This window comes from Amycolatopsis stemonae, from assembly GCF_054781455.1.
This window is the reverse complement of the sequence record NZ_BAAGUJ010000004.1, coordinates 658,079-678,654: the sequence shown is the minus strand read 5'-3', so window position 1 is coordinate 678,654 and position 20,576 is coordinate 658,079. Positions and strand designations below refer to the sequence as shown.

At 72.6% G+C, this 20,576-nt stretch carries 22 protein-coding genes; 17 read left to right on the top strand and 5 right to left on the bottom strand.

The window, feature by feature from the left end:
- Positions 1 to 101 precede the first annotated feature (101 nt).
- The gene (gene pafA / locus ACYVLJ_RS18935) at positions 102 to 1,460 is read left to right on the top strand and encodes a Pup--protein ligase (protein WP_451972603.1); all 1,359 of its coding nucleotides are present in this window, start codon (positions 102 to 104) and stop codon (positions 1,458 to 1,460) included.
- 63 nt (positions 1,461 to 1,523) lie between these two features.
- Positions 1,524 to 2,549, top strand: a complete 1,026-nt coding sequence (locus tag ACYVLJ_RS18930; RefSeq protein ID WP_460439583.1) for a WD40/YVTN/BNR-like repeat-containing protein — start codon at positions 1,524 to 1,526, stop codon at positions 2,547 to 2,549.
- On the opposite strand, the gene ACYVLJ_RS18925 is transcribed toward ACYVLJ_RS18930, so the two are convergent.
- Together ACYVLJ_RS18925 and ACYVLJ_RS18920 are read right to left on the bottom strand one after the other, a co-directional pair.
- Positions 2,546 to 3,244, bottom strand: a complete 699-nt coding sequence (locus tag ACYVLJ_RS18925; protein ID WP_460439582.1) for an SDR family oxidoreductase — start codon at positions 3,242 to 3,244, stop codon at positions 2,546 to 2,548. The two genes, ACYVLJ_RS18930 and ACYVLJ_RS18925, sit on opposite strands and share 4 nt — an antisense overlap.
- A 20-nt stretch (positions 3,245 to 3,264) precedes the next feature.
- The gene (locus ACYVLJ_RS18920; RefSeq protein ID WP_460439581.1) at positions 3,265 to 4,179 is read right to left on the bottom strand and encodes an NADP-dependent oxidoreductase; all 915 of its coding nucleotides are present in this window, start codon (positions 4,177 to 4,179) and stop codon (positions 3,265 to 3,267) included.
- A gap of 105 nt (positions 4,180 to 4,284) precedes the next feature.
- Between ACYVLJ_RS18920 and ACYVLJ_RS18915 the strand changes: the two genes are divergently transcribed.
- The 7 genes from ACYVLJ_RS18915 to ACYVLJ_RS18885 all read left to right on the top strand — a co-directional run bounded on the left by ACYVLJ_RS18915 (position 4,285) and on the right by ACYVLJ_RS18885 (position 9,194).
- Entirely contained in the window at positions 4,285 to 4,716 is a 432-nt protein-coding gene (locus tag ACYVLJ_RS18915) for a winged helix-turn-helix transcriptional regulator (RefSeq protein WP_451972611.1), read from the top strand.
- A 10-nt stretch (positions 4,717 to 4,726) separates the two neighbouring features.
- Complete coding sequence (locus ACYVLJ_RS18910) at positions 4,727 to 5,710, top strand: helix-turn-helix transcriptional regulator (RefSeq protein WP_451972613.1); 984 nt, start codon at positions 4,727 to 4,729, stop codon at positions 5,708 to 5,710.
- Positions 5,707 to 6,687 carry a helix-turn-helix transcriptional regulator gene (locus ACYVLJ_RS18905; RefSeq protein WP_451972615.1) on the top strand — a complete coding sequence of 327 codons (981 nt, stop codon included), beginning with the start codon at positions 5,707 to 5,709 and terminating at the stop codon, positions 6,685 to 6,687. Before ACYVLJ_RS18910 ends, ACYVLJ_RS18905 begins: the two co-directional genes overlap by 4 nt.
- 9 nt (positions 6,688 to 6,696) lie before the next feature.
- A complete protein-coding gene (locus tag ACYVLJ_RS18900; protein WP_451972617.1) occupies positions 6,697 to 6,909 on the top strand; it encodes a bacteriophage holin in 213 nt (70 codons plus the stop codon).
- Between the two features lie 31 nt (positions 6,910 to 6,940).
- The gene (gene tatA / locus ACYVLJ_RS18895) at positions 6,941 to 7,255 is read left to right on the top strand and encodes a Sec-independent protein translocase subunit TatA (RefSeq protein ID WP_451972619.1); all 315 of its coding nucleotides are present in this window, start codon (positions 6,941 to 6,943) and stop codon (positions 7,253 to 7,255) included.
- A gap of 86 nt (positions 7,256 to 7,341) precedes the next feature.
- Positions 7,342 to 8,313, top strand: a complete 972-nt coding sequence (tatC, locus tag ACYVLJ_RS18890) for a twin-arginine translocase subunit TatC (RefSeq protein WP_451972621.1) — start codon at positions 7,342 to 7,344, stop codon at positions 8,311 to 8,313.
- Entirely contained in the window at positions 8,313 to 9,194 is an 882-nt protein-coding gene (locus tag ACYVLJ_RS18885) for a diacylglycerol/lipid kinase family protein (RefSeq protein ID WP_451972623.1), read from the top strand. Before tatC ends, ACYVLJ_RS18885 begins: the two co-directional genes overlap by 1 nt.
- Here the strand turns inward: ACYVLJ_RS18885 and ACYVLJ_RS18880 are convergent.
- Positions 9,191 to 9,772 (bottom strand): hypothetical protein, encoded by a 582-nt coding sequence (locus tag ACYVLJ_RS18880; RefSeq protein ID WP_451972625.1) that lies wholly within the window; start codon positions 9,770 to 9,772, stop codon positions 9,191 to 9,193. The genes ACYVLJ_RS18885 and ACYVLJ_RS18880 overlap by 4 nt on opposite strands.
- A 201-nt stretch (positions 9,773 to 9,973) precedes the next feature.
- On the opposite strand from ACYVLJ_RS18880, the gene ACYVLJ_RS18875 reads away from it, so the two are divergent.
- The 4 genes from ACYVLJ_RS18875 (at position 9,974) to ACYVLJ_RS18860 (ending at position 16,274) form a co-directional block, all read left to right on the top strand.
- Complete coding sequence (locus ACYVLJ_RS18875; protein WP_451972627.1) at positions 9,974 to 12,739, top strand: DEAD/DEAH box helicase; 2,766 nt, start codon at positions 9,974 to 9,976, stop codon at positions 12,737 to 12,739.
- A gap of 221 nt (positions 12,740 to 12,960) precedes the next feature.
- Positions 12,961 to 13,731 (top strand): DUF4333 domain-containing protein, encoded by a 771-nt coding sequence (locus tag ACYVLJ_RS18870; protein WP_460439580.1) that lies wholly within the window; start codon positions 12,961 to 12,963, stop codon positions 13,729 to 13,731.
- A gap of 70 nt (positions 13,732 to 13,801) precedes the next feature.
- Positions 13,802 to 15,004, top strand: coding sequence for a putative GNAT family N-acetyltransferase (locus tag ACYVLJ_RS18865; RefSeq protein ID WP_460439579.1), 1,203 nt, complete (start codon positions 13,802 to 13,804; stop codon positions 15,002 to 15,004).
- Positions 15,005 to 15,056: 52 nt separating this feature from the next.
- Positions 15,057 to 16,274 (top strand): putative GNAT family N-acetyltransferase, encoded by a 1,218-nt coding sequence (locus ACYVLJ_RS18860; protein WP_460439578.1) that lies wholly within the window; start codon positions 15,057 to 15,059, stop codon positions 16,272 to 16,274.
- Here the strand turns inward: ACYVLJ_RS18860 and ACYVLJ_RS18855 are convergent.
- Entirely contained in the window at positions 16,271 to 17,218 is a 948-nt protein-coding gene (locus tag ACYVLJ_RS18855; RefSeq protein ID WP_460439577.1) for a 5'-3' exonuclease, read from the bottom strand. The two genes, ACYVLJ_RS18860 and ACYVLJ_RS18855, sit on opposite strands and share 4 nt — an antisense overlap.
- A 106-nt stretch (positions 17,219 to 17,324) precedes the next feature.
- On the opposite strand from ACYVLJ_RS18855, the gene ACYVLJ_RS18850 reads away from it, so the two are divergent.
- From ACYVLJ_RS18850 to ACYVLJ_RS18835, 4 genes are read left to right on the top strand one after another with little or no spacing between them, the layout of a single operon-like run.
- Complete coding sequence (locus ACYVLJ_RS18850; protein WP_451972637.1) at positions 17,325 to 18,467, top strand: M24 family metallopeptidase; 1,143 nt, start codon at positions 17,325 to 17,327, stop codon at positions 18,465 to 18,467.
- Complete coding sequence (locus ACYVLJ_RS18845; protein ID WP_003092399.1) at positions 18,464 to 18,919, top strand: Lrp/AsnC family transcriptional regulator; 456 nt, start codon at positions 18,464 to 18,466, stop codon at positions 18,917 to 18,919. Before ACYVLJ_RS18850 ends, ACYVLJ_RS18845 begins: the two co-directional genes overlap by 4 nt.
- Positions 18,920 to 18,964: 45 nt before the next feature.
- Positions 18,965 to 19,189, top strand: coding sequence for a hypothetical protein (locus tag ACYVLJ_RS18840; RefSeq protein ID WP_206788328.1), 225 nt, complete (start codon positions 18,965 to 18,967; stop codon positions 19,187 to 19,189).
- Entirely contained in the window at positions 19,176 to 19,475 is a 300-nt protein-coding gene (locus ACYVLJ_RS18835) for a hypothetical protein (protein ID WP_451972639.1), read from the top strand. The genes ACYVLJ_RS18840 and ACYVLJ_RS18835 overlap by 14 nt, the downstream gene beginning before the upstream one ends.
- A 13-nt stretch (positions 19,476 to 19,488) precedes the next feature.
- Here the strand turns inward: ACYVLJ_RS18835 and ACYVLJ_RS18830 are convergent, their stop codons facing one another.
- Positions 19,489 to 20,568: an SGNH/GDSL hydrolase family protein gene (locus ACYVLJ_RS18830; RefSeq protein ID WP_460439576.1), complete on the bottom strand. Its 1,080-nt coding sequence runs from the start codon at positions 20,566 to 20,568 to the stop codon at positions 19,489 to 19,491.
- Positions 20,569 to 20,576 lie beyond the last annotated feature (8 nt).

Below are 20,576 nucleotides of genomic sequence, written 5' to 3'. Positions count from 1 at the left end.
GTGCCTGATTCAGGGTGAATTCACCGTCTGTGGCCTACTGGGCGCGTGTCGACGCCCGAACGGCGCACCGTCGGAGGGGGTGCAGCGCCTACTCTGGTGGGATGCAGCGGCGGATCTTTGGCATCGAGACCGAGTTCGGGGTCACGTGCACCTTCCACGGACAGCGCAGGCTCTCGCCCGACGAGGTGGCGCGGTACCTGTTCCGGCGAGTCGTGTCGTGGGGACGCTCCTCCAACGTGTTCCTGTCGAACGGCTCCCGGCTCTACCTGGACGTCGGCTCGCACCCCGAGTACGCGACGGCCGAGTGCGACGACCTGGTCCAGCTGGTCACGCACGACAAGGCGGGCGAGCGGATCCTCGAGGACCTGCTGGTCGACGCCGAGCGGCGGCTCGCCGACGAGGGCATCGGCGGCGACATCTTCCTGTTCAAGAACAACACCGACTCCGCGGGCAACTCCTACGGCTGCCACGAGAACTACCTGGTGACCCGCGCGGGCGAGTTCTCGAGGATCGCGGACGTCCTGCTGCCGTTCCTGGTGACCCGGCAGCTCATCTGCGGGGCCGGCAAGGTGCTGCAGACGCCGCGCGGCGCGGTCTACTGCCTCTCCCAGCGTGCGGAACACATCTGGGAAGGCGTCTCGAGCGCGACGACCCGCTCGCGGCCGATCATCAACACGCGTGACGAGCCCCACGCCGACGCCGAGCGCTACCGGCGGCTGCACGTCATCGTGGGCGACTCGAACATGGCCGAGCCCACGACCATGCTCAAGGTCGGCACCGCGAACCTGGTGCTCGAGATGATCGAGGCCGGCGTCCAGTTCCGCGACTTCACCCTGGACAACCCGATCCGGGCGATCCGCGAGATCAGCCACGACCTCACCGGCCGCCGTCAGGTGCGGCTGGCGGGCGGGCGCGAGGCGTCGGCGCTGGACATCCAGCGCGAGTACCACGCCCGCGCGGTCCAGCACCTCAAGGACAACGGCACGACCGCGGCGAACGAGCGCGTCGTCGAGCTGTGGGGCCGGGCCCTCGAGGCGGTCGAGCAGCAGGACTTCAGCAAGATCGACACCGAGATCGACTGGGCGATCAAGCACCGGCTGGTCGAGCGCTACCGGCACAAGCACGACCTGGACCTGTCCAGCCCGCGGATCGCCCAGCTCGACCTCGCCTACCACGACATCCGCCGGGGCCGGGGCATCTTCGACCTGCTCCAGCGCAAGGGCCTGGTCCGCCGCGTCACCGACGACGGCGAGATCGAGGCCGCCAAGGACACCCCGCCCCAGACGACCCGGGCGAAGCTGCGCGGCGACTTCATCGCCGCGGCCCAGGCCGCCGGCCGCGACTTCACGGTCGACTGGGTGCACCTGAAGCTGAACGACCAGGCCCAGCGCACGGTCCTGTGCAAGGACCCGTTCCGCTCGGTCGACGAGCGCGTGGAACGCCTGATCAGCTCGCTGTAGCCCGGCTCGCCCGCCCGGTGTTCCCTACGAAAGTCGCCGGGCGGGTGCGGCAGGATCTTCCGCATGCGTGTCGTGCTGCTCGTGTGCGCCCTGCTGGTCTCGCTCGCAGCTCCGGCTTCGGCCGGGGAACACCTGCCGAGCTGGGACGTGAAGCCGACCGGCGTCACCGCCCAGTTCCGCGGCCTTTCGGCCGTCAGCGCCCGCGTCGCGTGGGTGAGCGGCACGCAGGGCACGGTCCTGCGCACCACCGACGGCGGGACGACCTGGAAGTCCGTCGGCCCGCCCGGCACCGGCACGCTCGAGTTCCGTGACATCGAGGCCTTCGACGCCGAGCACGCCGTGATCCTTTCGATCGGCCCCGGCGCCGGCTCGCGCGTCTACCGGACCGACGACGGCGGCGCGCACTGGCGCCAGACCTTCCAGAACACCGACGAAGCCGCGTTCTACGACTGCCTCGCGTTCTTCGACCCCTGGCGCGGCCTGGCGATGAGCGACCCCGTCGACGGGAAGTTCCGGGTGCAGGCCACCTTCGACGGCGGCCGGAGCTGGCGGCAGGTGCCCGAGAGCGGCTTCCCGCCCGCGCTGCCCGGCGAGGCGGGGTTCGCGGCCAGCGGCCAGTGCATCACGACGGCCGGGCCGTTCGACGCGTGGCTCGCGACCGGCGGCGGCGCGACCGCCCGCGTCCTGCACTCCGGCGACGGCGGGCGGCACTGGACGGCCTCGGACACGCCGTTGCCGAGCAGCCCGTCCGCCGGTGTGTTCGCGGTCGCCTTCCGCACGCCGGGCCAGGGTGTCGCGATCGGCGGCGACTACGCGAACCCGGCCGCGCCCGGCCCGGCCGTCGCGCTGAGCCGGGACCTCGGCCGCACCTGGCAGACGCCGGCGCAGTACCCCGCCGGGTACCGCTCGGGGCTGGCCTGGCGCGGCGGGAGCGTCCTCGCGGTCGGCCCGGGCGGCAGCGACCTCAGCCCCGACGGCGGGCGGCACTGGACGTCGTTCGACACCGGCAGCTTCGACTCCGTGGACTGCGCGGGGGCGAGCTGCTGGGCCAGCGGCGCCCAGGGCCGCGTCGCGCGCCTGAGCCGCTAGAGGACCTGGCCGGTCGGGCGGACCATGATCTCGTTGACGTCCACCGACGGCGGCTGCTGCAGCGCGTAGAGCACCGCACGGCCGATGTCGTCGGGCTCGAGGTGCGGCTTCTTGCGCTGCTCGTCGGTGAGGATGTCGGTGTCGGTGATGCCCGGGTTGATCAGCGTGACCCGCACGCCGGTGCCGACGGCCTCCTCGCGGATCGCGCCGGCCATCCCGGTTACGGCCCACTTCGTGACGGAGTAGAGGCTCGCGTTGCGGATGTAGCGCCCGGCGACCGAGCCGGTGAGGAGCAGGTGCCCGGACGACTCCTTCAGCGCGGGCAGGGCCGCGCGGGCCGTGTAGGCGGCGCCGAGGACGTTGGTGCGCACCATCGGCTCCCACGCCCGCGGATCGGGGTCGTCGTCGCCGAAGAACGACGTCCCGACGCCGATGCCGGCGTTGGCGAAGGCCGCGTCGAGCCGCCCGAAGCGCTTCACGGTCTCGTCGACGGCGCCGGAGATGCTCGGCCAGTCGCCGACGTCGGCGCCGAGCGCGACGGCGCGGTCCTCGCCCAGTTCGGCGGCCAGCGGTGCGACGGACTCGGACTTGCGGGCCACGAGCGCGACCCGGAACCCGGCGGCGGCGGCCAGCCGCGCGGTCGCGGCGCCGAGGCCGCGCGAGGCCCCGGTGATGAGAAGAACACGATCATCCATACCGCCAGGCTAGGCACGATTCACGGCGTCAGCACGAGCCGGCCGCGCAGTCCGCCCGCGGCCAGCCGTTCGTGCGCGGCCGCGGCGTCCGACAGCGGCAGCACCCCGGCCACGCGCACCGGCAACGTCCCCTGCTCGACGAGCCGGGACAGCTCGGCCAGCCGTTCACCGTCGGCGCGGATCCAGACAGTGCGCACCCGCACGCCGCGCAGTGGAATCGGCGCCGCCCCGGCGGCGAAGGCGACGAACTCACCTCCGCCGCGGACGGCGTCGAGGGCGTCCAGACCGAGCAAGGCCGGATCGAGGGCGGCGTCGGCCCCGCCCGGCACCACGGCCCGCACGCGGTCGCCCAGCGCCGGCCCGCGGGCGACGAACTCCGCCCCGAGCCCGCGGACCATCGCTTCGTCGGCCGGGCCGGCGACCGCGATCACCCGCAGCCCCCGGGCGTGCGCCAGTGCGACGGCGTACCCGCCGACCGCGCCCGCCGCGCCGGTGACCAGCACCGATCCGGTCGTTTCCACCAGGTCGAGGGCCTGTGCGGCGGTGAGCGCGTTGAGCGGGATCGTCGCCGCCGAAACGGGGGAGACGCCGACCGGGGCGGGTGCCACCGCCGAAGCGTCCAGCACGATTCGCTCGGCGTAGGCACCGAGGGGAGTCGCGATCCGGTCGCGCAGGCCGATCACCGCGTCGCCCGGGCGGAACCCGTCGCCGGCCTCGACCGTGCCGGCGACGTCCCAGCCGAGGCCGAGCACCTCCCGCGGCGGGATCACCCCGGCCGCGGTCAGCAGACCCGCCCGCGTCGCGACGTCGACCGGGTTGACCGCGGCCGCCGCCACCCGGATCCGCACCTGGCCCGGACCCGGCACGGGCACCGGCACCTCGACGGCCTCCAGGACCTCCGGGCCGCCGAACCGGCGGACCACCACCGCACGCATCTCGCTCTCCTTCGCGGAACGACACCTTCCCCGCGAACGTAAGGGGAGCTACTCTCCAACGGGAAGTACGCACCGGCAGGTGCCTACCGCACGAGGAGGTGGCCGGTGCCCACGCGCACGGCGGAACAGCGGCGGCAGGCCGAGAAGGCCGCCTACGACGCCTACCTGGCGGCGTGCCCGACCCGGAAGCTGCTCGACGAGATCGCCGGCAAGTGGGTCAGCCTGATCCTCGTCGCGCTCGGTGACGGCCCGCAGCGCTACAGCGACCTTTCGCGGCGCATCGCCGGCGTCAGCCAGAAGATGCTCACCCAGACCCTGCGGGTGCTCGAACGCGACGGCCTGGTGCGCCGCGAGGTGACCCCCGCGGTCCCCGTCCGCGTCGACTATTCCCTTACCCCGTTGGGAGAAAGCCTGCGTGCGCTGATGGCGGGCTTCAAGGACTGGGCCGAGGCGAACTTCGACGCCGTGAGCACCGCGCGGGCCGATTACGACGCGCGCACACCGGACCTCACGATCGGGCCGGGCGGCGCGAGCTAGGCTCTACCGGGTGTCCACCGCCCGCGCCGAACGGCTGGTCAATCTCGTGCTGGCCCTCCTGTCCACCCGGCAGTACCTCACTGCCGAGCGGATTCGCGGCATCGTGCCCGGATACGGCGACGCGGCCAGTGATGACGCCTACTTCCGGATGTTCGAGCGCGACAAGACCGAGCTGCGCGAGCTCGGCATCCCCCTCGAGACCGGCCGCAACTCCGCGTTCGACGCCATCGAGGGCTACCGGATCGCGCGCCGCGACTACGAGCTCGGCGAGATCGACCTCGCCCCCGACGAAGCCGCCGCGGTCGCGCTGGCGTCCCGGCTGTGGGACTCGCCGGAGCTGACCGGACAGGCCCAGGGCGCGCTCGTGAAGCTGCGCGCCGCCGGCCTGGAGGTCGACGACCAGGCACCCACCGTCGTCGAGCCGCGCGTGCGCGCCGAACCGGCGTTCGGGCCGCTGCTGGCCGCGGTGCAGAACGGCCAGGCCGTCCGCTTCGAGTACCGCCGCAGCGGCTCGCCCGAGCGGATCATGCGGACGCTGGAGCCGTGGGGCGTGGTGTCGTGGCGGGCCCGCTGGTACGTCGTCGGGCACGACCGCGACCGCGGCGCCACCCGCTGCTTCCGCCTCTCCCGCGTCACCGGCCAGGTCCGCCCGGTCGGCAAGCCCGGCGCGGTGCAGCGCCCCGAGGGCGTCAACCTGCTCAAGCTGGTGTCGGTGACGGGGGAGTCCGAACCGGCACCGGTGACGACGGCCCGGCTGTGGGTCGCCGACGGCCGCGCCGCCGGGGTCCGCCGCCGCGGCACCGTCATCGGCCGGACGGTGCTCGACGGCGAAGAGGGCGACCTGGTCGAGATCGGGCTCTACTTCCCGGAGTCGGCGGCCGACTGGATCACCGCGCAGGGCCCGGACGTCGTCGTGCTCGAACCCGACGTGCTGGCGAAGACCGTCCAGGACCGGCTCGAAGCCGTCGTGGCCCGGCAGGGGAGCGGCCGGTGAGCGGATCCACCGACCGGATGCCGAGACTGCTCGCGCTGGTGCCCTACCTGCTCGCGCGCCCGGGCGTCCGCGTGGACGACGCGGCGCAGGACTTCGACGTCACGCCCAAGCAGCTGCGCAAGGACCTCGAGCTGCTCTGGATGTGCGGGCTGCCCGGCTACGGGCCCGGCGACCTGATCGACCTGTCCTTCGAGGGTGACACGATCGTCGTCACGCACGACGCCGGGATGAACCGGCCGCTGCGGCTCACCGGCGGCGAGGCGACCGCGCTGCTGGTCGCGCTGCGGGCGCTCGCCGAGACGCCGGGCGTGCTCGACGGCGACGCCGTCCGCCGGTCGATCGCCAAGATCGAGTCGGCCGCCGGGCAGGCCCAGCCCGCCGGGGTGGTCGTCGGCGGCGGGGTGCGCGAGGGCAAGAAGACGGCCCGTACGCGCGCGGAGGTCGCCCAGGCCCTGCAGGACGGGCGCGCGCTGCGGATCCGCTACTACACGGCGTCGAAGGACGAGATCACCGAGCGCACGGTCGACCCGATGCGGCTGCTGATCGTCCAGGCCGTCGGCTACCTGGAGGCCTGGTGCCGCCGCGCCGAGGGCGTCCGGCTGTTCCGGCTCGACCGGATCGACGAGCTGACCGTCCTCGACGAGCCCTCCCGGCCACCCGCGCACGCCCACCCCACGGACATTTCCGAGGGCGTCTTCCGCGAACGTCCCGACCAACGGGAGGCCGTGCTCGTCCTCGACCCGGACGCACGCTGGGTAGCCGAGTACTACCCGTGCGAGGAGCTGGACGAGCTCGACGGCGGCCGGCTGCGCATCCGGATGCGCTACGCCGACCAGTCCTGGATGGTGCGGCTGGTGCTCGGGCTGGGCGGAGAAGCCCTGGTCGAGAGCCCGGCCGACCTCGCGTCCGACGTCGGACGCCGGGCCGCCGACGCGGTCGCCCGAGCCCGTCACCTTCCGTCAACCTGCGACCACTAGGCTGACCGCGTGCCGTACCTGCCCACCATCGTCCTCGCCGCGGCGGGACTCCTGCTGCTCGTCGTCGTGCTGGTGCGGACCGCCAAGGTCTTGCGTGCGTTCAAGCAGACCGCGAGCATGGTGGCTGCGAACACCCAGGACCGGGCGGGGTTGCTCCGCGCGCGGTCGGCCGCGCTGCGCGTCGCGTTCGCGGAGCGCCGCCGGAAGCCGGAAAACCAGTAACATCCCTACCAGACGCAGATAGGAGGCCATCTTGTTCGCCAACGGTTTGCAAGGATGGCATTTGATCATCCTGGTTCTTCTCGTCGTCCTGCTGTTCGGGGCCAAGCGGCTTCCCGACGCGGCCCGGTCGATCGGCAAGTCCATGAAGATCTTCAAGGCCGAGACCAAGGACCTCGCGGGCGACCACAAGCCCGCCGCGGACGACGCCGTGGAAGCCGACACCAAGCAGCTCCCGGCCAAGCCGGCGCCGGCGACCGACCAGCAGGTCGCCGACCTGCAGCGGCAGCTCGACGAGCTGAAGAAGCAGCAGCAGTCGGCCGACCAGCCGCAGAAGAACGCCAGCTGAGCGGCTGAGACCGCACCCGGTCCCTGGTCCACGGAGCGCGCCGAGCCGGCGCGCTCCGGCGGACACCGACGAGAACGGAACATCCCGTGGCGGAACCCGCCTCCGGTAACGGTGCCAGCCGCCGGTCGAAGCGGCGCAAGCGCAGCCGTCGCACGAACCCCGACGGCACGATGACGCTCATCGAGCACATCTACGAATTCCGCCGCCGGCTCGGTTACGCGCTGCTCGCCATCGTCATCGGCGGCATCTTCGGCTTCTTCTGGTTCGAGACGAAGCTCGGGCCGATCCCGTCGCTCGGTGACATCATGATCGGCCCGTACTGCGAGATCCCCTCGCAGCAGCGGCTCGCCGGGATCGACGGGTGCCGGTTGCTGCAGACGGTGCCGTTCGAGTCGTTCATGATCCGGTTGCAGGTCGGTGTGGCCGCGGGCGCGGTCCTGCTGTCCCCGGCCTGGCTGTACCAGATCTGGGCGTTCATCGCGCCGGGTCTGTATTCGAAGGAGCGCAAGTACGCGCTGACCTTCGTCAGCTTCGCGTCGGTGCTGTTCGCCGCCGGCGCGGTGCTCGCCTACCTGCTCGTCCCGCACGCCCTGGCGCTGCTGACCAGCTTCGGTCAGGACCAGTTCGTCACGGCGCTGACCGCGGACAAGTACATCTCGTTCATCATGTCGCTGCTGGTGATCTTCGGCGTCAGTTTCGAGCTCCCGCTGCTGGTGGTGATGCTCAACCGCGTCGGCGTGGTCAAGTACCGGCAGCTGAAGAAGTGGCGGCGCGGCATCGTGTTCGCGCTGTTCGTGTTCGCCGCGTTCGCGACGCCGGGTTCGGACCCGTTCTCGATGCTGGGGCTGGCCGGCGCCTTGACCGTGCTGTTCGAGATCGCCATCCAGCTCGCGCGCCTGCACGACCGCAAGAAGGACCGCCTGCGCGAGGACGAGGGCTGGGACCAGCTGGCCGACGACGAAGCGGCGCCGTTCAACTACACGCCGAGCACGATCGACGACGAACCGTCCACCCCGACCGCCTCCGGTGGCCGGACGAGCACCGACGACGTCACGTAGTGGGGATCCACGCCGCGCTCGCCGTGCACCCGGCTTCGGGGCACGGCGCCGCCGCCCGGATCGCCGACACCGTCGCCGAGCGCCTGCGCACCGCCGTCGACCGCCTCGACGTCCTGGTGGCCAACACGGTCGAGGAGTCCCGCGAGCTGATGCGGACCTCCCACGACGCCGGCCTCGACGTCCTGATCGTCCTCGGCGGCGACGGCGCCGCCCACCAGGGCGTCCAGTTCTGCGCGAACCACGACGTCGCCCTCGGGCTGGTCCCGGCCGGCACGGGCAACGACTTCGCCCGCGCCCTCGGCGTGCCGGGGGAGCCGCTGCCCGCGGTCGACGCGCTGGTGGCGGCCCTGCGTTCCGGGGCCCGGCGGCGCATCGACCTCGGCCGCATCGGCGAGACGTGGTTCGCGACCGTGCTGTGCGCGGGCTTCGACGCGAGCGTCAACGAGCGCGCGAACCGGCTGCGCTGGCCCTCCGGGCCGCGCCGCTACGACGTCGCGATCCTGGCGGAGCTGGCGGCGTTCCGCTCCCGCCCGGTGGTCGTCGACACCGGCACCGAACGCCTGGAGCTCGACGCGACCCTGGTGGCCGTCGGCAACACGCGGTTCTACGGCGGCGGCGTCCCGATCTGCCCGACCGCCGACCCCGAGGACGGCGTCTTCGACGTCACGGTCGTCGGCGACGTGACCCGCCGCGGCCTGATCCGGATGCTGCCGGGCCTGCGCACCGGCAAGCACCTCACCCACCCGGCGGTTCGCACCCTGCGTGCCCGCTCGGTGTCCCTGACCGGCAACAGCTGGCCCGCCTACGCCGACGGCGAGCCGCAGGGGAGCGTGCCGGTCACGGTCAGCTGCGTTTCGGGCGCCCTGACCGTGCTGGCCTAACGGTCGTAGCCACCCGCCCGCGCCACCAGCTGCCGGAAGTGCGAAGGCGTCAGCAGGCGCTCCGCACGCGCGTCCGCGAAGTACACGCCACCGCAGCGGTGGCAGAACCAGCCCTGCTCCCACAGCTGCGTCGCGGCCGGCACCCCGCGCTGCTGCCGCCGGTGCGCCCGCAACCGCCGCACGTAGAGCCACAGCAGCGTCCCGACCGCCACGAACACACACAGCGAAGGCAACGAGAACACCGCGACCCCGAGCAACTCCGACGCCGCCCCGCCCGGCGGGGGATCGCCGGCCACGGAGAACGGCAGCAGCAGAAGACAGCCCCCGGCCAACGCCAGCGCGATCGCCCCCGCGAGCATCCCGCCCCCGCGCCGCCGCGGCGGGAACGGGTCCAGCGACCGCGCCACCGCCGTCACCGAGATCCCGCTGACCTGGCTGCGGCCGTACACGACACCGTCCCCGGCCGGAACGGCCACCACGGGCCCCTGACCACGGTAGAAGGAATGCCCGCCGTGGTAGACCGCCGGCACGTGCTGCACCTGGTCCAACCGGCCGCAGCCCGGGCACACCTCGGTCATCGGGCCTCCTTTCGCCGCTCCGACGCCGAGATCCACCACCCGGTTCCCTCTCCTTCTTGTGTATAACGACCTATACATCAGGCGCAGGTGCGGGCTTCCAGCCGTCGCCCGGCTGGAAGCCCGCACAAAACGCACGGACGAGGGGACCCTCGACGGTCACGCCGCGTGCGGACTGTCGGGGGGATGTGAAACCCTGACGAGGTGGCCAGTAGCCCTTCTCCCTCCCCGGCCGAGGCCTATGCGGCCTCCGCGCGCCGGGGGCAGTACCCCCAGCTGACCCGCTTCGCCGCGGAAGCGTCCTTCGAGTTCGACGAGTTCCAGATCCGCGGGTGCGAGGCGCTCGAGGGCGGGCACGGCGTGCTGGTCTGCGCGCCGACCGGGGCGGGCAAGACCGTCGTGGGCGAGTTCGCCGTGCACCTGGCGCTGGCTGAGGGGCGCAAGTGCTTCTACACGACGCCGATCAAGGCGTTGTCGAACCAGAAGTACGGCGACCTGGTCGCGCGTTACGGTCCGGACGCGGTCGGGCTGCTGACCGGCGACACGTCGATCAACGGCAACGCGCAGGTGGTCGTGATGACCACCGAGGTGCTGCGGAACATGCTGTACGCGGGGTCGTCGACGATCACCGATCTGGGCTACGTGGTGATGGACGAGGTCCACTACCTGGCCGACCGGTTCCGCGGCGCGGTGTGGGAGGAGGTGATCCTGCACCTGCCCGAGCACGTGCGCGTGGTCGGGTTGTCGGCGACGGTGAGCAATGCCGAGGAGTTCGGCGAGTGGCTGGTCGAGGTCCGCGGGGACACGACGGTCGTGGTCGACGAGCACCGGCCGGTGCCGCTGTGGCAGCACATGCTGGTCGGGAACCGGCTGCTGGACCTGTTCGCGGGCGAGGACGTCCACGCGCCGGGTGCGGAGCTGCGGATCAACCCGACGTTGCTGCGCCGGACCGAGGAGGTCGGGCGCCAGTTCGCGCCGGCGGGGTTCCAGCGGCCGCGGGGGCGCCGGGGTGCGCCGCCGCGGATGCCGCGGTTCCGGCCGCCGTCGCGGGTGGACGTCGTGGAGCAGCTGGACCGGGCGGGGTTGCTGCCGGCGATCGTGTTCATCTTTTCGCGGGCCGGGTGCGATGCCGCGGTGGGTCAGTGCGTGCGGTCCGGGCTGCGGTTGAACGGGCCGGGTGAGGTGGAGGAGATCCGCCGGGTCATCGAGGAGCGCACGGCGGACCTGCCCGAGGGTGACCTGGGTGTGCTCGGGTACTGGGAGTGGCGGGAGGCGCTGGAGCGGGGGATCGCGGGGCACCACGCCGGGTTGCTGCCGGCGTTCAAGGAGACCGTGGAGGAGTTGTTCGTCCGTGGGCTGGTGAAGGTCGTGTTCGCGACGGAGACGCTGGCGCTGGGGATCAACATGCCGGCGCGCACGGTCGTGCTGGAGCGGCTGGTGAAGTACAACGGCGAGGCGCACGTCGACCTGACGCCGGGGGAGTACACGCAGCTGACGGGGCGTGCCGGGCGGCGGGGGATCGACGTCGAGGGGCACGCGGTCGTTTCGTGGCAGCCGGGGGTGGATCCGAAGCAGGTGGCGGGTCTGGCGTCGACGCGGACGTATCCGCTGCGGTCGTCGTTCCGGCCGGGTTACAACATGGCGGTGAACCTGGTGGCGCAGGTCGGCGCGGCGGAGGCGCGTGAGCTGCTGGAGCAGTCGTTCGCGCAGTTCCAGGCGGACCGGTCGGTGGTGGGGACGGCGCGCCGGATCGAGCGGAACAAGGAGGCCTTGAAGGGCTACGCGGCCGCGGTGACGGGTGAGTTCGACGAGATGCTGGAGTACGTCGAGCTGCGGGCGAAGATTTCGGCGCGGGAGAAGGCGTTGTCGCGGCAGAACACCGCGGTGCGGCGGGCCGGGACGGCCGAGTCGCTGGAGAAGCTGCGCAAGGGTGACGTGATCGCGGTGCCGGCGGGGCGGCGGGCGGGGCTGGCGGTGGTGGTCGATCCGGGGCTGGACCCGATCCGGGAGCCGCGGCCGGTGGTGGTGACGGAGGACCGGTGGTCGGGTCCGTTGTCGGTGGCGGACTTCCCGGCGCCGGTGGAGGTGCTGGGTCGGATCAAGCTGCCGAAGCACATCGAGCTGCGGTCGCCGAAGACGCGGCGGGACATCGCTTCGACGTTGCGGAATGCCGGGATTTCGTTGCCGGGGCGGCAGAAGCGGCGGTCGGGGGCGAACGAGGACGGTGAGCTGGCGGCGTTGCGGCGGGCGTTGCGGGCGCATCCGTGTCACGGGCTGGCCGAGCGGGAGGCGAACCTGCGGTGGGTCGAGCGGTACCAGCGGCTGGCGGCGGAGACGCAGCAGCTGGAGCGGAAGGTGGCGGCGACGACGCACTCGCTGGCGCGGGCGTTCGACCGGATCCTGGCGTTGCTCGGTGAGCGCGGTTATCTGGGTCAGGACGGGGAGGACCGGGTCACCGAGCACGGCAGGCGGCTGACCAGGCTGTACAGCGAGTCGGATCTGCTGGCGGCGGAGTGCATCCGGCACGGGGTGTGGCAGGGGCTGGGGCCGGCGGAGCTGGCGGCGGTCGTGTCGACGCTGGTGTTCGAGGCGCGCCGGGACACCGCCGGTGAGCCGCGGTTGCCGGGTGGTGCGGTGCCGGAGGCGTGGCAGGAGACGGTGAAGCTGTGGGTGGATCTCACGGAGGACGAGCGGCGGCACCGGTTGGATCGCACCCGGGAGCCGGACGCGGGGTTCGCGTGGCCGGTCTACCGGTGGGCGCGGGGTGAGTCGCTGGAGAAGGTGCTGACGGCGGCCGAGGCGAACGGCCAGGAGCTGTCGGCGGGTGATTTCGTGCGGTGGTCGCGGCAGGTGATCGACCTGCTCGACCAGGTCCGCGACGTGCTGGGGAAGGCGGATCCGGTGGGTGCGGCGGCGGCCGACGCGGTGAAGGCACTGCGGCGGGGTGTCGTGGCTGCGGGTGCTGCGTGAGTTCCGTGGTGCTGGTCCGGCCGGAAGCGGGCCGCCCTCGGTGGTGGCCGGATCGGCAACGGACGGCGCAGCGGGCCTGCTCCAAGCGGCGGAGGCGGTGAGCGTGGACACGTGTGCTCGGCTGCGACCTGTGGTTGGATCGCCAGCGATACCGTGCGTACGCGGCTTGACGGCGGTTTCGGGGTGGACAGCTAGATGAGCGAAGCAGGCGGAGGCAGACGATGAGCACGCCGTATGGCGGCAACGACCCACAGCAGCCCCAGTACGGGCAGCAGCCGGGGGGCGCGTACCCGCCGAGCGGGCCGCAGGAGCAACCCCAGTGGGGTCAGCAGCCGCCTCCGTACGACCCGAACCAGCAGCAGCAGTGGGGTCAGCCGCAGCAGCCCCAGCAGCCGCAGCAGTGGGGGCAGCAGCCCGGGGGGTACGCGCCGCAGCAGCAGCCGCAGTGGGGGCAGCAGCCGCCGCCGTACGGCCAGCAGCAGCCTGGGGGCGGGTATCCGCAGAGCGGGCCGCAGGCGCAGCCGGGGTACGGGCAGCAGCCGGGTGGGGCGTACCCGCAGAGTGGTCCGCAGCAGCAGCCGCAGTACGGGCAGCAGCCGCCGGGGCAGTACGACTACGGCCAGCAGCAGTTCCCCGGTCAGGGCGCGCCGGAGGGTGAGAAGCCGGCGAAGTCGAAGAAGGGGCTGCTGATCGGCATCATCGTGCTGGTCGTGGTGGTCGCGGTCGTGGGCATTCTCGGGTTCGTCGCGCCGGGGTTCTTCAAGACGCAGGTGTTCAACAACACGCAGATGCAGACCGATGTGCAGAAGCTGCTGACCGACACCTACAAGATCGAGGGTGTCACCGGGGTGACGTGCCCGGCCGAGCAGAAGGTCCAGGACGGTGCGAAGTTCGAGTGCACCGCGACCATCGCCGGGAAGCCGCAGCAGGTGCCGATCACGGTGAAGGGTGACGGCGGCAACTACGAGGTTTCGCCGCCTGCCACCAAGTAGTCCGGTCCGGGATCCGGTCGCCGCGGTATTGCGGTGGCCGGATTCCGGCGTTTCCGGAGATGATCCGGGGATGAGCGACTTCGAGATCCGGACGCTGCGCGCCGAGGAGCACCGGGCGGCCAGTGAGCTGTTCCGCGCTAGTGTGCACGTTCCGCCGAGTGATGACGCCGATTGGGAGCGCGCGGCCGGCGCGTACCAGGACGGTGGGGCGATCGGTGCGTTCGACCCGGATTTCATCGGTACCGCGCGGTCTTTCGACGCGGAGCTGACCGTTCCCGGTGGTGCCCGGGTGCCGATGGCCGGGGTGACCGGGGTGGGTGTCCGGGCGGACCGGACGCGGCGGGGTGTGATGCGGGCGTTGGTGACCGCGCAGCTCGAGGACTTCGCCGCGCGTGAGGTGGTGTTCGCGTGCCTGCTGGCGTCGGAAGCGGCGATCTACGGCCGGTTCGGGTACGGCTTGGCGGCGCGGTACCGGACGTACAGCGTGGACCGGCACCGGGCGCGGCTGCGTCCGGACGCTCCGGCGACCGGGGAGATCGAGGTGCTCGGCCTGGACGCGGCGCTGGAGGTCTGTCCCGGGATCTACGAGCGGCTCGCGCGGCGGCCGGGGATGATGTCGCGCCCGGAGGTGATCTGGCGGCTCTACGAGGCTCAGGGCCGCCGCAGTCCGCATCCGGTCAGGGCGGCGGTGCACCACGGTCCCGACGGCCCGGACGGGTTCGCGACCTATTACGTGGACGGTCTGCAGGTGCCGCCGTGGACGAAGCACCTGCAGCTGGTGGACATGTTCCCGGGCACGCCGGCCGCGTTCGCCGGGTTGTGGCGGTTCCTGCTGGGGGTCGACCTGGTCGACCGGATCGTCGCCGACGCGCGTCCGCTGGACGAGCCGATCGAGCTGATCCTGGCCGACCACCGGCAGGTCACGGTCGACCGGATCGGTGACGAGCACTGGCTGCGGCTCGTCGACGTCCCGAAGGCGTTGGCCGCGCGTGAGTACGGTCAGGCCGGGCCGGTCGTGGTCGAGGTCGTCGATCCGGTGCTGCCCGCCAACAGCGGTGCGTACCGGATCTCGGCGGAGGGCGCCGAGCGCACGGACGAGCGCGCGGCGCTGCGGCTCGACGTCGCCACGCTCGGGATGGTCTACCTCGGGACGTGGCGGCCCTCGGCGCTGGCGGGGGCGGGCCGGATCGAGGTGCGGGACCCGGCCGCGGTGGTGGCCGCGGACGTGTTGTTCGGGACGCGCGTGGCGGCGTGGAGCGGTACGCACTTCTGACCGGGCGGAAAACGGGATGCCGAGGGCGGGCCCGGGCGGCAGGATCGGCGGCATGACCGACTTCGACATCCGTCCCGTGACCGAAGACGAGCGCCGTGCCACGTTCGACGTGCTGGGCCGCTCCTTGCACAGCAACCGGGTCGGCGACGAGGCCTGGTCCCGGTTCGGGGACTCGTGGCCGGCGGCGCACAAGGTCGGTGCGTTCGACGGGGCGACGCCGATCGGGGTGGCGAGCTCGATGGAGACGGAGATCGCCGTGCCCGGCGGCGGGGTGGTGCCGCTGGCGGCCGTCGACGGGGTCGGTGTGCGCGCGGACCGGACGCGGCGCGGGGTGCTGACGGCGATGATGGCCGCGCAGCTGGCGGACTTCGCGGCGCGCGGGATCCCGCTGGCGGCGTTGCACGCCAGTGAGCCGACGATCTACGGCCGGTTCGGCTACGGCTCGGCCACGCTGGGCAAGACGGTGTGGGTGGAGCGGCCGGCCGCGCGGCTGCACGAGCGGGTGCCGGCGGGCGGGGACGTCCGGATGCTGACGCCGGAGGCGGCGGTGAAGGAGATTCCGGCGCTGTACGAACGGATCGGGCTGCACCGGCCCGGGATGATCGGGCGGCCGGGGTTGTGGTGGCCGACCACGCACGACCGGCACGTGGGCCCGGACGGGGACCACGTCGTCGCGGTCCACAGTGGACCCGATGGGGACGACGGGTTCGTCGTGTACGGCACGGTCGACCGCCGCACGCTGGAGTCGCCCGATGCGGGGGCCGTGCTGCGGGTGCGGGACCTGCAGGCGGCCGGTCCGGTCGCGGCGGCCGGGTTGTGGGGGTTCCTGCTGTCGGTGGACCTGGTGTCGGGGGTGCGGGCCCGCTGGCGTCCGGTGGACGAGCCGCTGGCGGTGATGCTGACGGATCACCGGCACGCGCGCACGACCGACGTCGAGGACGATCTGTGGCTGCGGCCGGTCGACGTCGCGGCTGCGCTGGCGGCCCGCACGTACGGCGGTGCCGGGTCCGTGGTGCTCGCGGTGGCCGACCGGGTGCTGCCGACGAACGCGGGGCACTACGAGGTCGGCCCGGACGGCGCCCGGCGTACGGACGCCGCCGCGGACCTGGCCCTGGACGTCGACACCCTCGGGATGCTCTACCTCGGGCAGTGGAGCGTGTCGGCGCTGGTGGCGGCGGGCCGGGTCGAGGTGCGCGACCCGGCCGCGGTGTCCCGTGCCGACGAGCTGTTCACGACGGTCGTGGCGCCGTGGAACGGGACGTTGTTCTAGGCGCCGGGCAGGGCCTTGAGCAGCCGCTCGACCGATTGGCCGAGGTTCCACCGCTCGGCCAGTTCGGCGACCCGTTCGGGGTCGGCGGGTGTCGCGGGCACGGTGTCGGGGCGGGACTGCTCGACCGGCGCGTCGACGGCGACCCGGACGACGGTCGGGGCGACGGCGAGGTAGTCGGCGGCCTCGGCGAGCCGCAGCCGCGTCTTCAGCGGGACGCGGGCGTCGCCGGCGGCGGAGGCCTCGAGCAGGGCGTCGAGCGAGCCGAACTGCGTGATGAGCTTCGCGGCGGTCTTCTCGCCGATGCCGGCGACGCCGGGCAGCCCGTCGGAGGGGTCGCCGCGCATCATGGACATGTCCGCGTAGGCGGGGCCGGCGGTTTCGCGGGGGAGGCCGTAGCGCTCGGCGATCTCGGCCGGGCCGAGCACCTCGGCCTTGGCCCAGCCCTTGCCGACGTAGATCACCGACGCGGGGGACGGTTCGGCGCGCACCAGCTGGAACAGGTCCCGGTCGCCGGTGATGACCTCGACGGGGATCTTCTTCTCCTGCGTCGCGAGCGCGCCGATGACGTCGTCGGCTTCGTAGCCGGCGGCTTCGGCGGTGGCGAACCCGAAGGCCTCCAGGAGGTCGAGGATGATCGGGACCTGCGGGGTGAGGGTGTCGGGGACCTCTTCGACGTCGGGGCTGTCGCCGCCGGTCTCTTCGGCCACGCGGTGCGCCTTGTAGCTGGGCAGCAGGTCGGTGCGGAACTTCGGCCGCCAGTCGGCGTCGAGGCAGCACACCAGCCGGGACGGCTTGCGGTCGGTGAGGATCCGCGCGATGGTGTCGGCGAACCCCTTCACGGCGTTGACCTGCGTCCCGTCGGCGGCGCGCATCGAGTCGGGCAGGGCGAAGAACGAACGGAAGTACAGGCTCGCGGAGTCGAGCAGGGCAAGTGGTCCGGTCACCCGCACAGCCTGCCACGCACCCGGCCCGGCGCCTATTCGCCAAAGTGCGGCATGTCGCGGGCCCGGGCGAGTGGATCACCCGGGACGCCCGGCTAGGCTCGCCCTCATGTCGCGCCGATCCCTCCACACGCCCGCCCCCGACGCCGCCGCCCTCCGTGCCCGCCTCGACCGGGCCCGCTCCGCCGCGGCCGCCGCGGACACCGACGCCCTGCTGATCGCGCCCGGCTCGGACCTGCGCTACCTGATCGGGCAGGCCGGCGGCTCGTTCGAGCGGCTCACGACCCTCGTCGTCCCGGCCGAGGGCGCGCCCGCGCTCGTCGTGCCGAAGCTGGAGGCGCCCGGTTACGCCGACGTGCCGACCGACGAGCTGGGTGTCGAGCTGCTGACCTGGGTGGACGGCGACGACGCGTACAAGCTGGTGGCGGACCGGCTGGGCAAGCCGGGGCGGGTCGCGGTCAGCGACTTCACCCCGGCCCTGCACGTGCTGGCCCTGCGGGCGGCGCTCGGGGACGCCGAGCAGACGCTGGCCGGCCCGGTCGTGCGGGAGCTGCGGATGCGCAAGGACGCCGCGGAGATCGCGTCGCTGCGGGACGCCGGTGCGGCGATCGACCGCGTGCACGCCCGCGTGCACGAGTGGTTGCGGCCCGGCCGGACCGAGGCGGAGGTCGGGGCCGACATCGCCGCGGCGATCGTCGAGGAGGGGCACGTGCAGGCCGACTTCGTGATCGTCGGGTCCGGTCCGAACGGTGCGAGCCCGCACCACGACGTGTCCGACCGCGTCATCGAGAAGGGTGACGTCGTGGTCGTCGACATCGGCGGCCCGCTGCCGGCGGGCTACAACTCCGACTCCACCCGCACCTACGCGGTCGGCGCGCCGCGCGACGCCGACGTCGCCGAGACGTACGCGGTGCTGCAGCGGGCCCAGGCCGCCGCGGTGGCGGCGGTGAAGCCGGGTGTCACAGCCGAGTCGGTGGACGCCGCCGCGCGCGACGTCATCGCCGAGGCCGGGTTCGGCGAGTACTTCATCCACCGGACCGGCCACGGCATCGGCCTGGACGTGCACGAGGAGCCCTACATCATCGCCGGGAACGCGCTGCCGCTGGAGCCGGGCATGGCCTTCAGCGTCGAGCCGGGCATCTACCAGCCGGACCGCTGGGGCGCCCGGATCGAGGACATCGTGATCGTCACCGAGGACGGCGTCGAGTCCGTCAACAACCAGCCGCACGAGCTCGTCGTGCTGGACGCATGACACCCGGCGGCCTGGAGCCGCTGGACCAGTCGATCGTCCAGGAGCTCGCGGCCGACGGGCGGCGCAGCTTCACCGACCTGGCCGAGCGTGTCGGGTTGTCGGTGTCGGCGGTGCACCAGCGGGTGCGCCGCCTCGAGCAGCGGGGGGTCATCCTCGGGTACACCGCGCGGCTCGACGGCGAGCAGATCGGGCTGCCGCTGACGGCGCTGATCTCGCTGACGCCGAACGACCCGGCGGCGCCGGACGACTACCCGCAGCGGATCCAGCACATCAAGGAGATCGAGTCCTGTTACTCGGTGGCCGGGGACGAGTCCTACATCCTGCTGGTGCGCGTCCAGTCGCCGCTGGCGCTGGAGGACCTGCTGCGCCGGATCCGGGAGGCCGCGAAGGTGTCGACCCGGACGACGGTGGTGCTCTCTACGCCGTTCGAGGGACGTTCGCCCACGTTCTGACCCGGCCGCCCGCCCGGCGGCCGGGTCGCTGGTACGGTAAAAGGTATGGCAACACGTAAGGTCACCCTTTCGCTGGACAGCGGCGCCCTGGAGTTCGCCGAACGTGCCGCGAAAGCACACGGGATCTCGGTCTCGTCCTGGCTGTCGAAGGCGGCCAGGCGCGAGGCGGTTCGCACGGGCTACACCCCGCAGAAGCCGGAACCGGCCGTCGCGGAGTCGGACGAGGCCGAGCGCAGCGCGGCGGAAAAGGATCTGCGTGCGCAGGGGTGAAGTCTGGACGTACCACCCCCCGACCGATCCGGCCCGCCAGCGCACGGTGGTGCTGCTGTCCTCGGACGGGGTGAACGAGTCCGAGCGGCCGTGGCTGCTCGGCACGGAACTGCTCGAGCGCGACCCGATGGACATCCTCGGCGTGGCGATCGACGCCCGCTACTGGGTGTCGACACTCAACCTGACCCGGCTCTACCGGCCGTGGTTCGACGAGCGCATCGCCGAGATCGACCAGGACGTCCAGGAACGCATCGACATCGCCCTGCGCGCGGCCCTCGACCTCTGACGACGTCCGCGCGTCAGCGGGCCACGACCTCCGGGGCCGAGTGGAGCTTGCCGTCGGCGCCCGCCAGGCACGTCGCGTTGCCTTCGCGTGCCGCGATGAACTCGGTGAGGCAGTTGGCGATCGCGGTGTGGCCGGCGGCGTTGGGGTGGAACGACTCCTGCAGCGCGTGGCCCGCCCGGTCGGCTTGGCCGAGGTCGGCCAGCTGCAGCGTCAGCCGGGTGAACCACTCCGTCGCCGGGTTCGCGCCGCCGCTGCACGCCTCGTGCTTGACGCCCGCCTTCGCCAGATCGAGGAACCGGGCGCCGGTCTGCTGCGCGGCCGCCTTGAGTCCGGTCGAGAGGATGCCGATCCCGGTCTGGGAGATCCAGCGCAGGTCTTCGACGCGGAACGGGCAGCCGTTGAGACTGCGCAGGTCCTCGGGCAGGTCGGGGCCGATCGGGGCGGCGTAGGACTGCAGGACCAGCTGGTAGTCCGCCGGCACGTAGCCCGCCTGGGCCAGCACCTTCTTGACGTCGGAGACCGCGGTCGCCACCTTCGGGACCATCGCGTCCACTTTGGACTGCCAGGTCTGCTTCAGCGCTTCGCTGCACGGCGGGCCACCCGGGTCGAACCACGCCTTGAAGCACTCGGTCACCTGGTTCGAGAACTTCGGCTCGTCGTTCGCGCCGACCGCGATCACCACCACGGCCACCCGGTGGTCCTTCACCACCGCGGCCAGCTGCTGCGCCTGCGACGGTTCCGTCCACTGCTTGACGTCACCGAGCGCGACCTGCTCGGCGGGCGCACCGGAGCAGGCGAGGTTGACGTGCGCGGTGATGCCCGGCACGACGACCTTCTCCACGAACGCGTTGGGGGAGCGGTGACACCAGTTGCCGCCCTGCCCGTTGGTGGTGGGCGTGTACTGCCCGGCACCCTCCCCGGAGACCGTGCTGTCACCCATCGCGACGACGGTCAGCGGGCCGGTGCCCGGCGGGCCCTGGCGCGGCTGCGGCTGCCCGGGCCTGCTTTCCGAACCGAAGAAGACGAAGAAGCCCACCAGCAGGGCCACGCACGCGAGGACCAGTGCTCCCCAGTACCACCGAAGACGTCGCATCGCCGTCG

Coding starts and splice junctions, on each gene's coding strand:
- pafA (WP_451972603.1), top strand. CDS start 102: ATGCAGCGGCGGATCTTTGGCATCGAGACCGAGTTCGGGGTCACGTGC.
- ACYVLJ_RS18930 (WP_460439583.1), top strand. CDS start 1,524: ATGCGTGTCGTGCTGCTCGTGTGCGCCCTGCTGGTCTCGCTCGCAGCT.
- ACYVLJ_RS18925 (WP_460439582.1), bottom strand. CDS start 3,244: ATGGATGATCGTGTTCTTCTCATCACCGGGGCCTCGCGCGGCCTCGGC.
- ACYVLJ_RS18920 (WP_460439581.1), bottom strand. CDS start 4,179: ATGCGTGCGGTGGTGGTCCGCCGGTTCGGCGGCCCGGAGGTCCTGGAG.
- ACYVLJ_RS18880 (WP_451972625.1), bottom strand. CDS start 9,772: ATGACCGAGGTGTGCCCGGGCTGCGGCCGGTTGGACCAGGTGCAGCAC.
- ACYVLJ_RS18870 (WP_460439580.1), top strand. CDS start 12,961: ATGAGCACGCCGTATGGCGGCAACGACCCACAGCAGCCCCAGTACGGG.
- ACYVLJ_RS18865 (WP_460439579.1), top strand. CDS start 13,802: ATGAGCGACTTCGAGATCCGGACGCTGCGCGCCGAGGAGCACCGGGCG.
- ACYVLJ_RS18860 (WP_460439578.1), top strand. CDS start 15,057: ATGACCGACTTCGACATCCGTCCCGTGACCGAAGACGAGCGCCGTGCC.
- ACYVLJ_RS18850 (WP_451972637.1), top strand. CDS start 17,325: ATGTCGCGCCGATCCCTCCACACGCCCGCCCCCGACGCCGCCGCCCTC.
- ACYVLJ_RS18845 (WP_003092399.1), top strand. CDS start 18,464: ATGACACCCGGCGGCCTGGAGCCGCTGGACCAGTCGATCGTCCAGGAG.
- ACYVLJ_RS18840 (WP_206788328.1), top strand. CDS start 18,965: ATGGCAACACGTAAGGTCACCCTTTCGCTGGACAGCGGCGCCCTGGAG.
- ACYVLJ_RS18830 (WP_460439576.1), bottom strand. CDS start 20,568: ATGCGACGTCTTCGGTGGTACTGGGGAGCACTGGTCCTCGCGTGCGTG.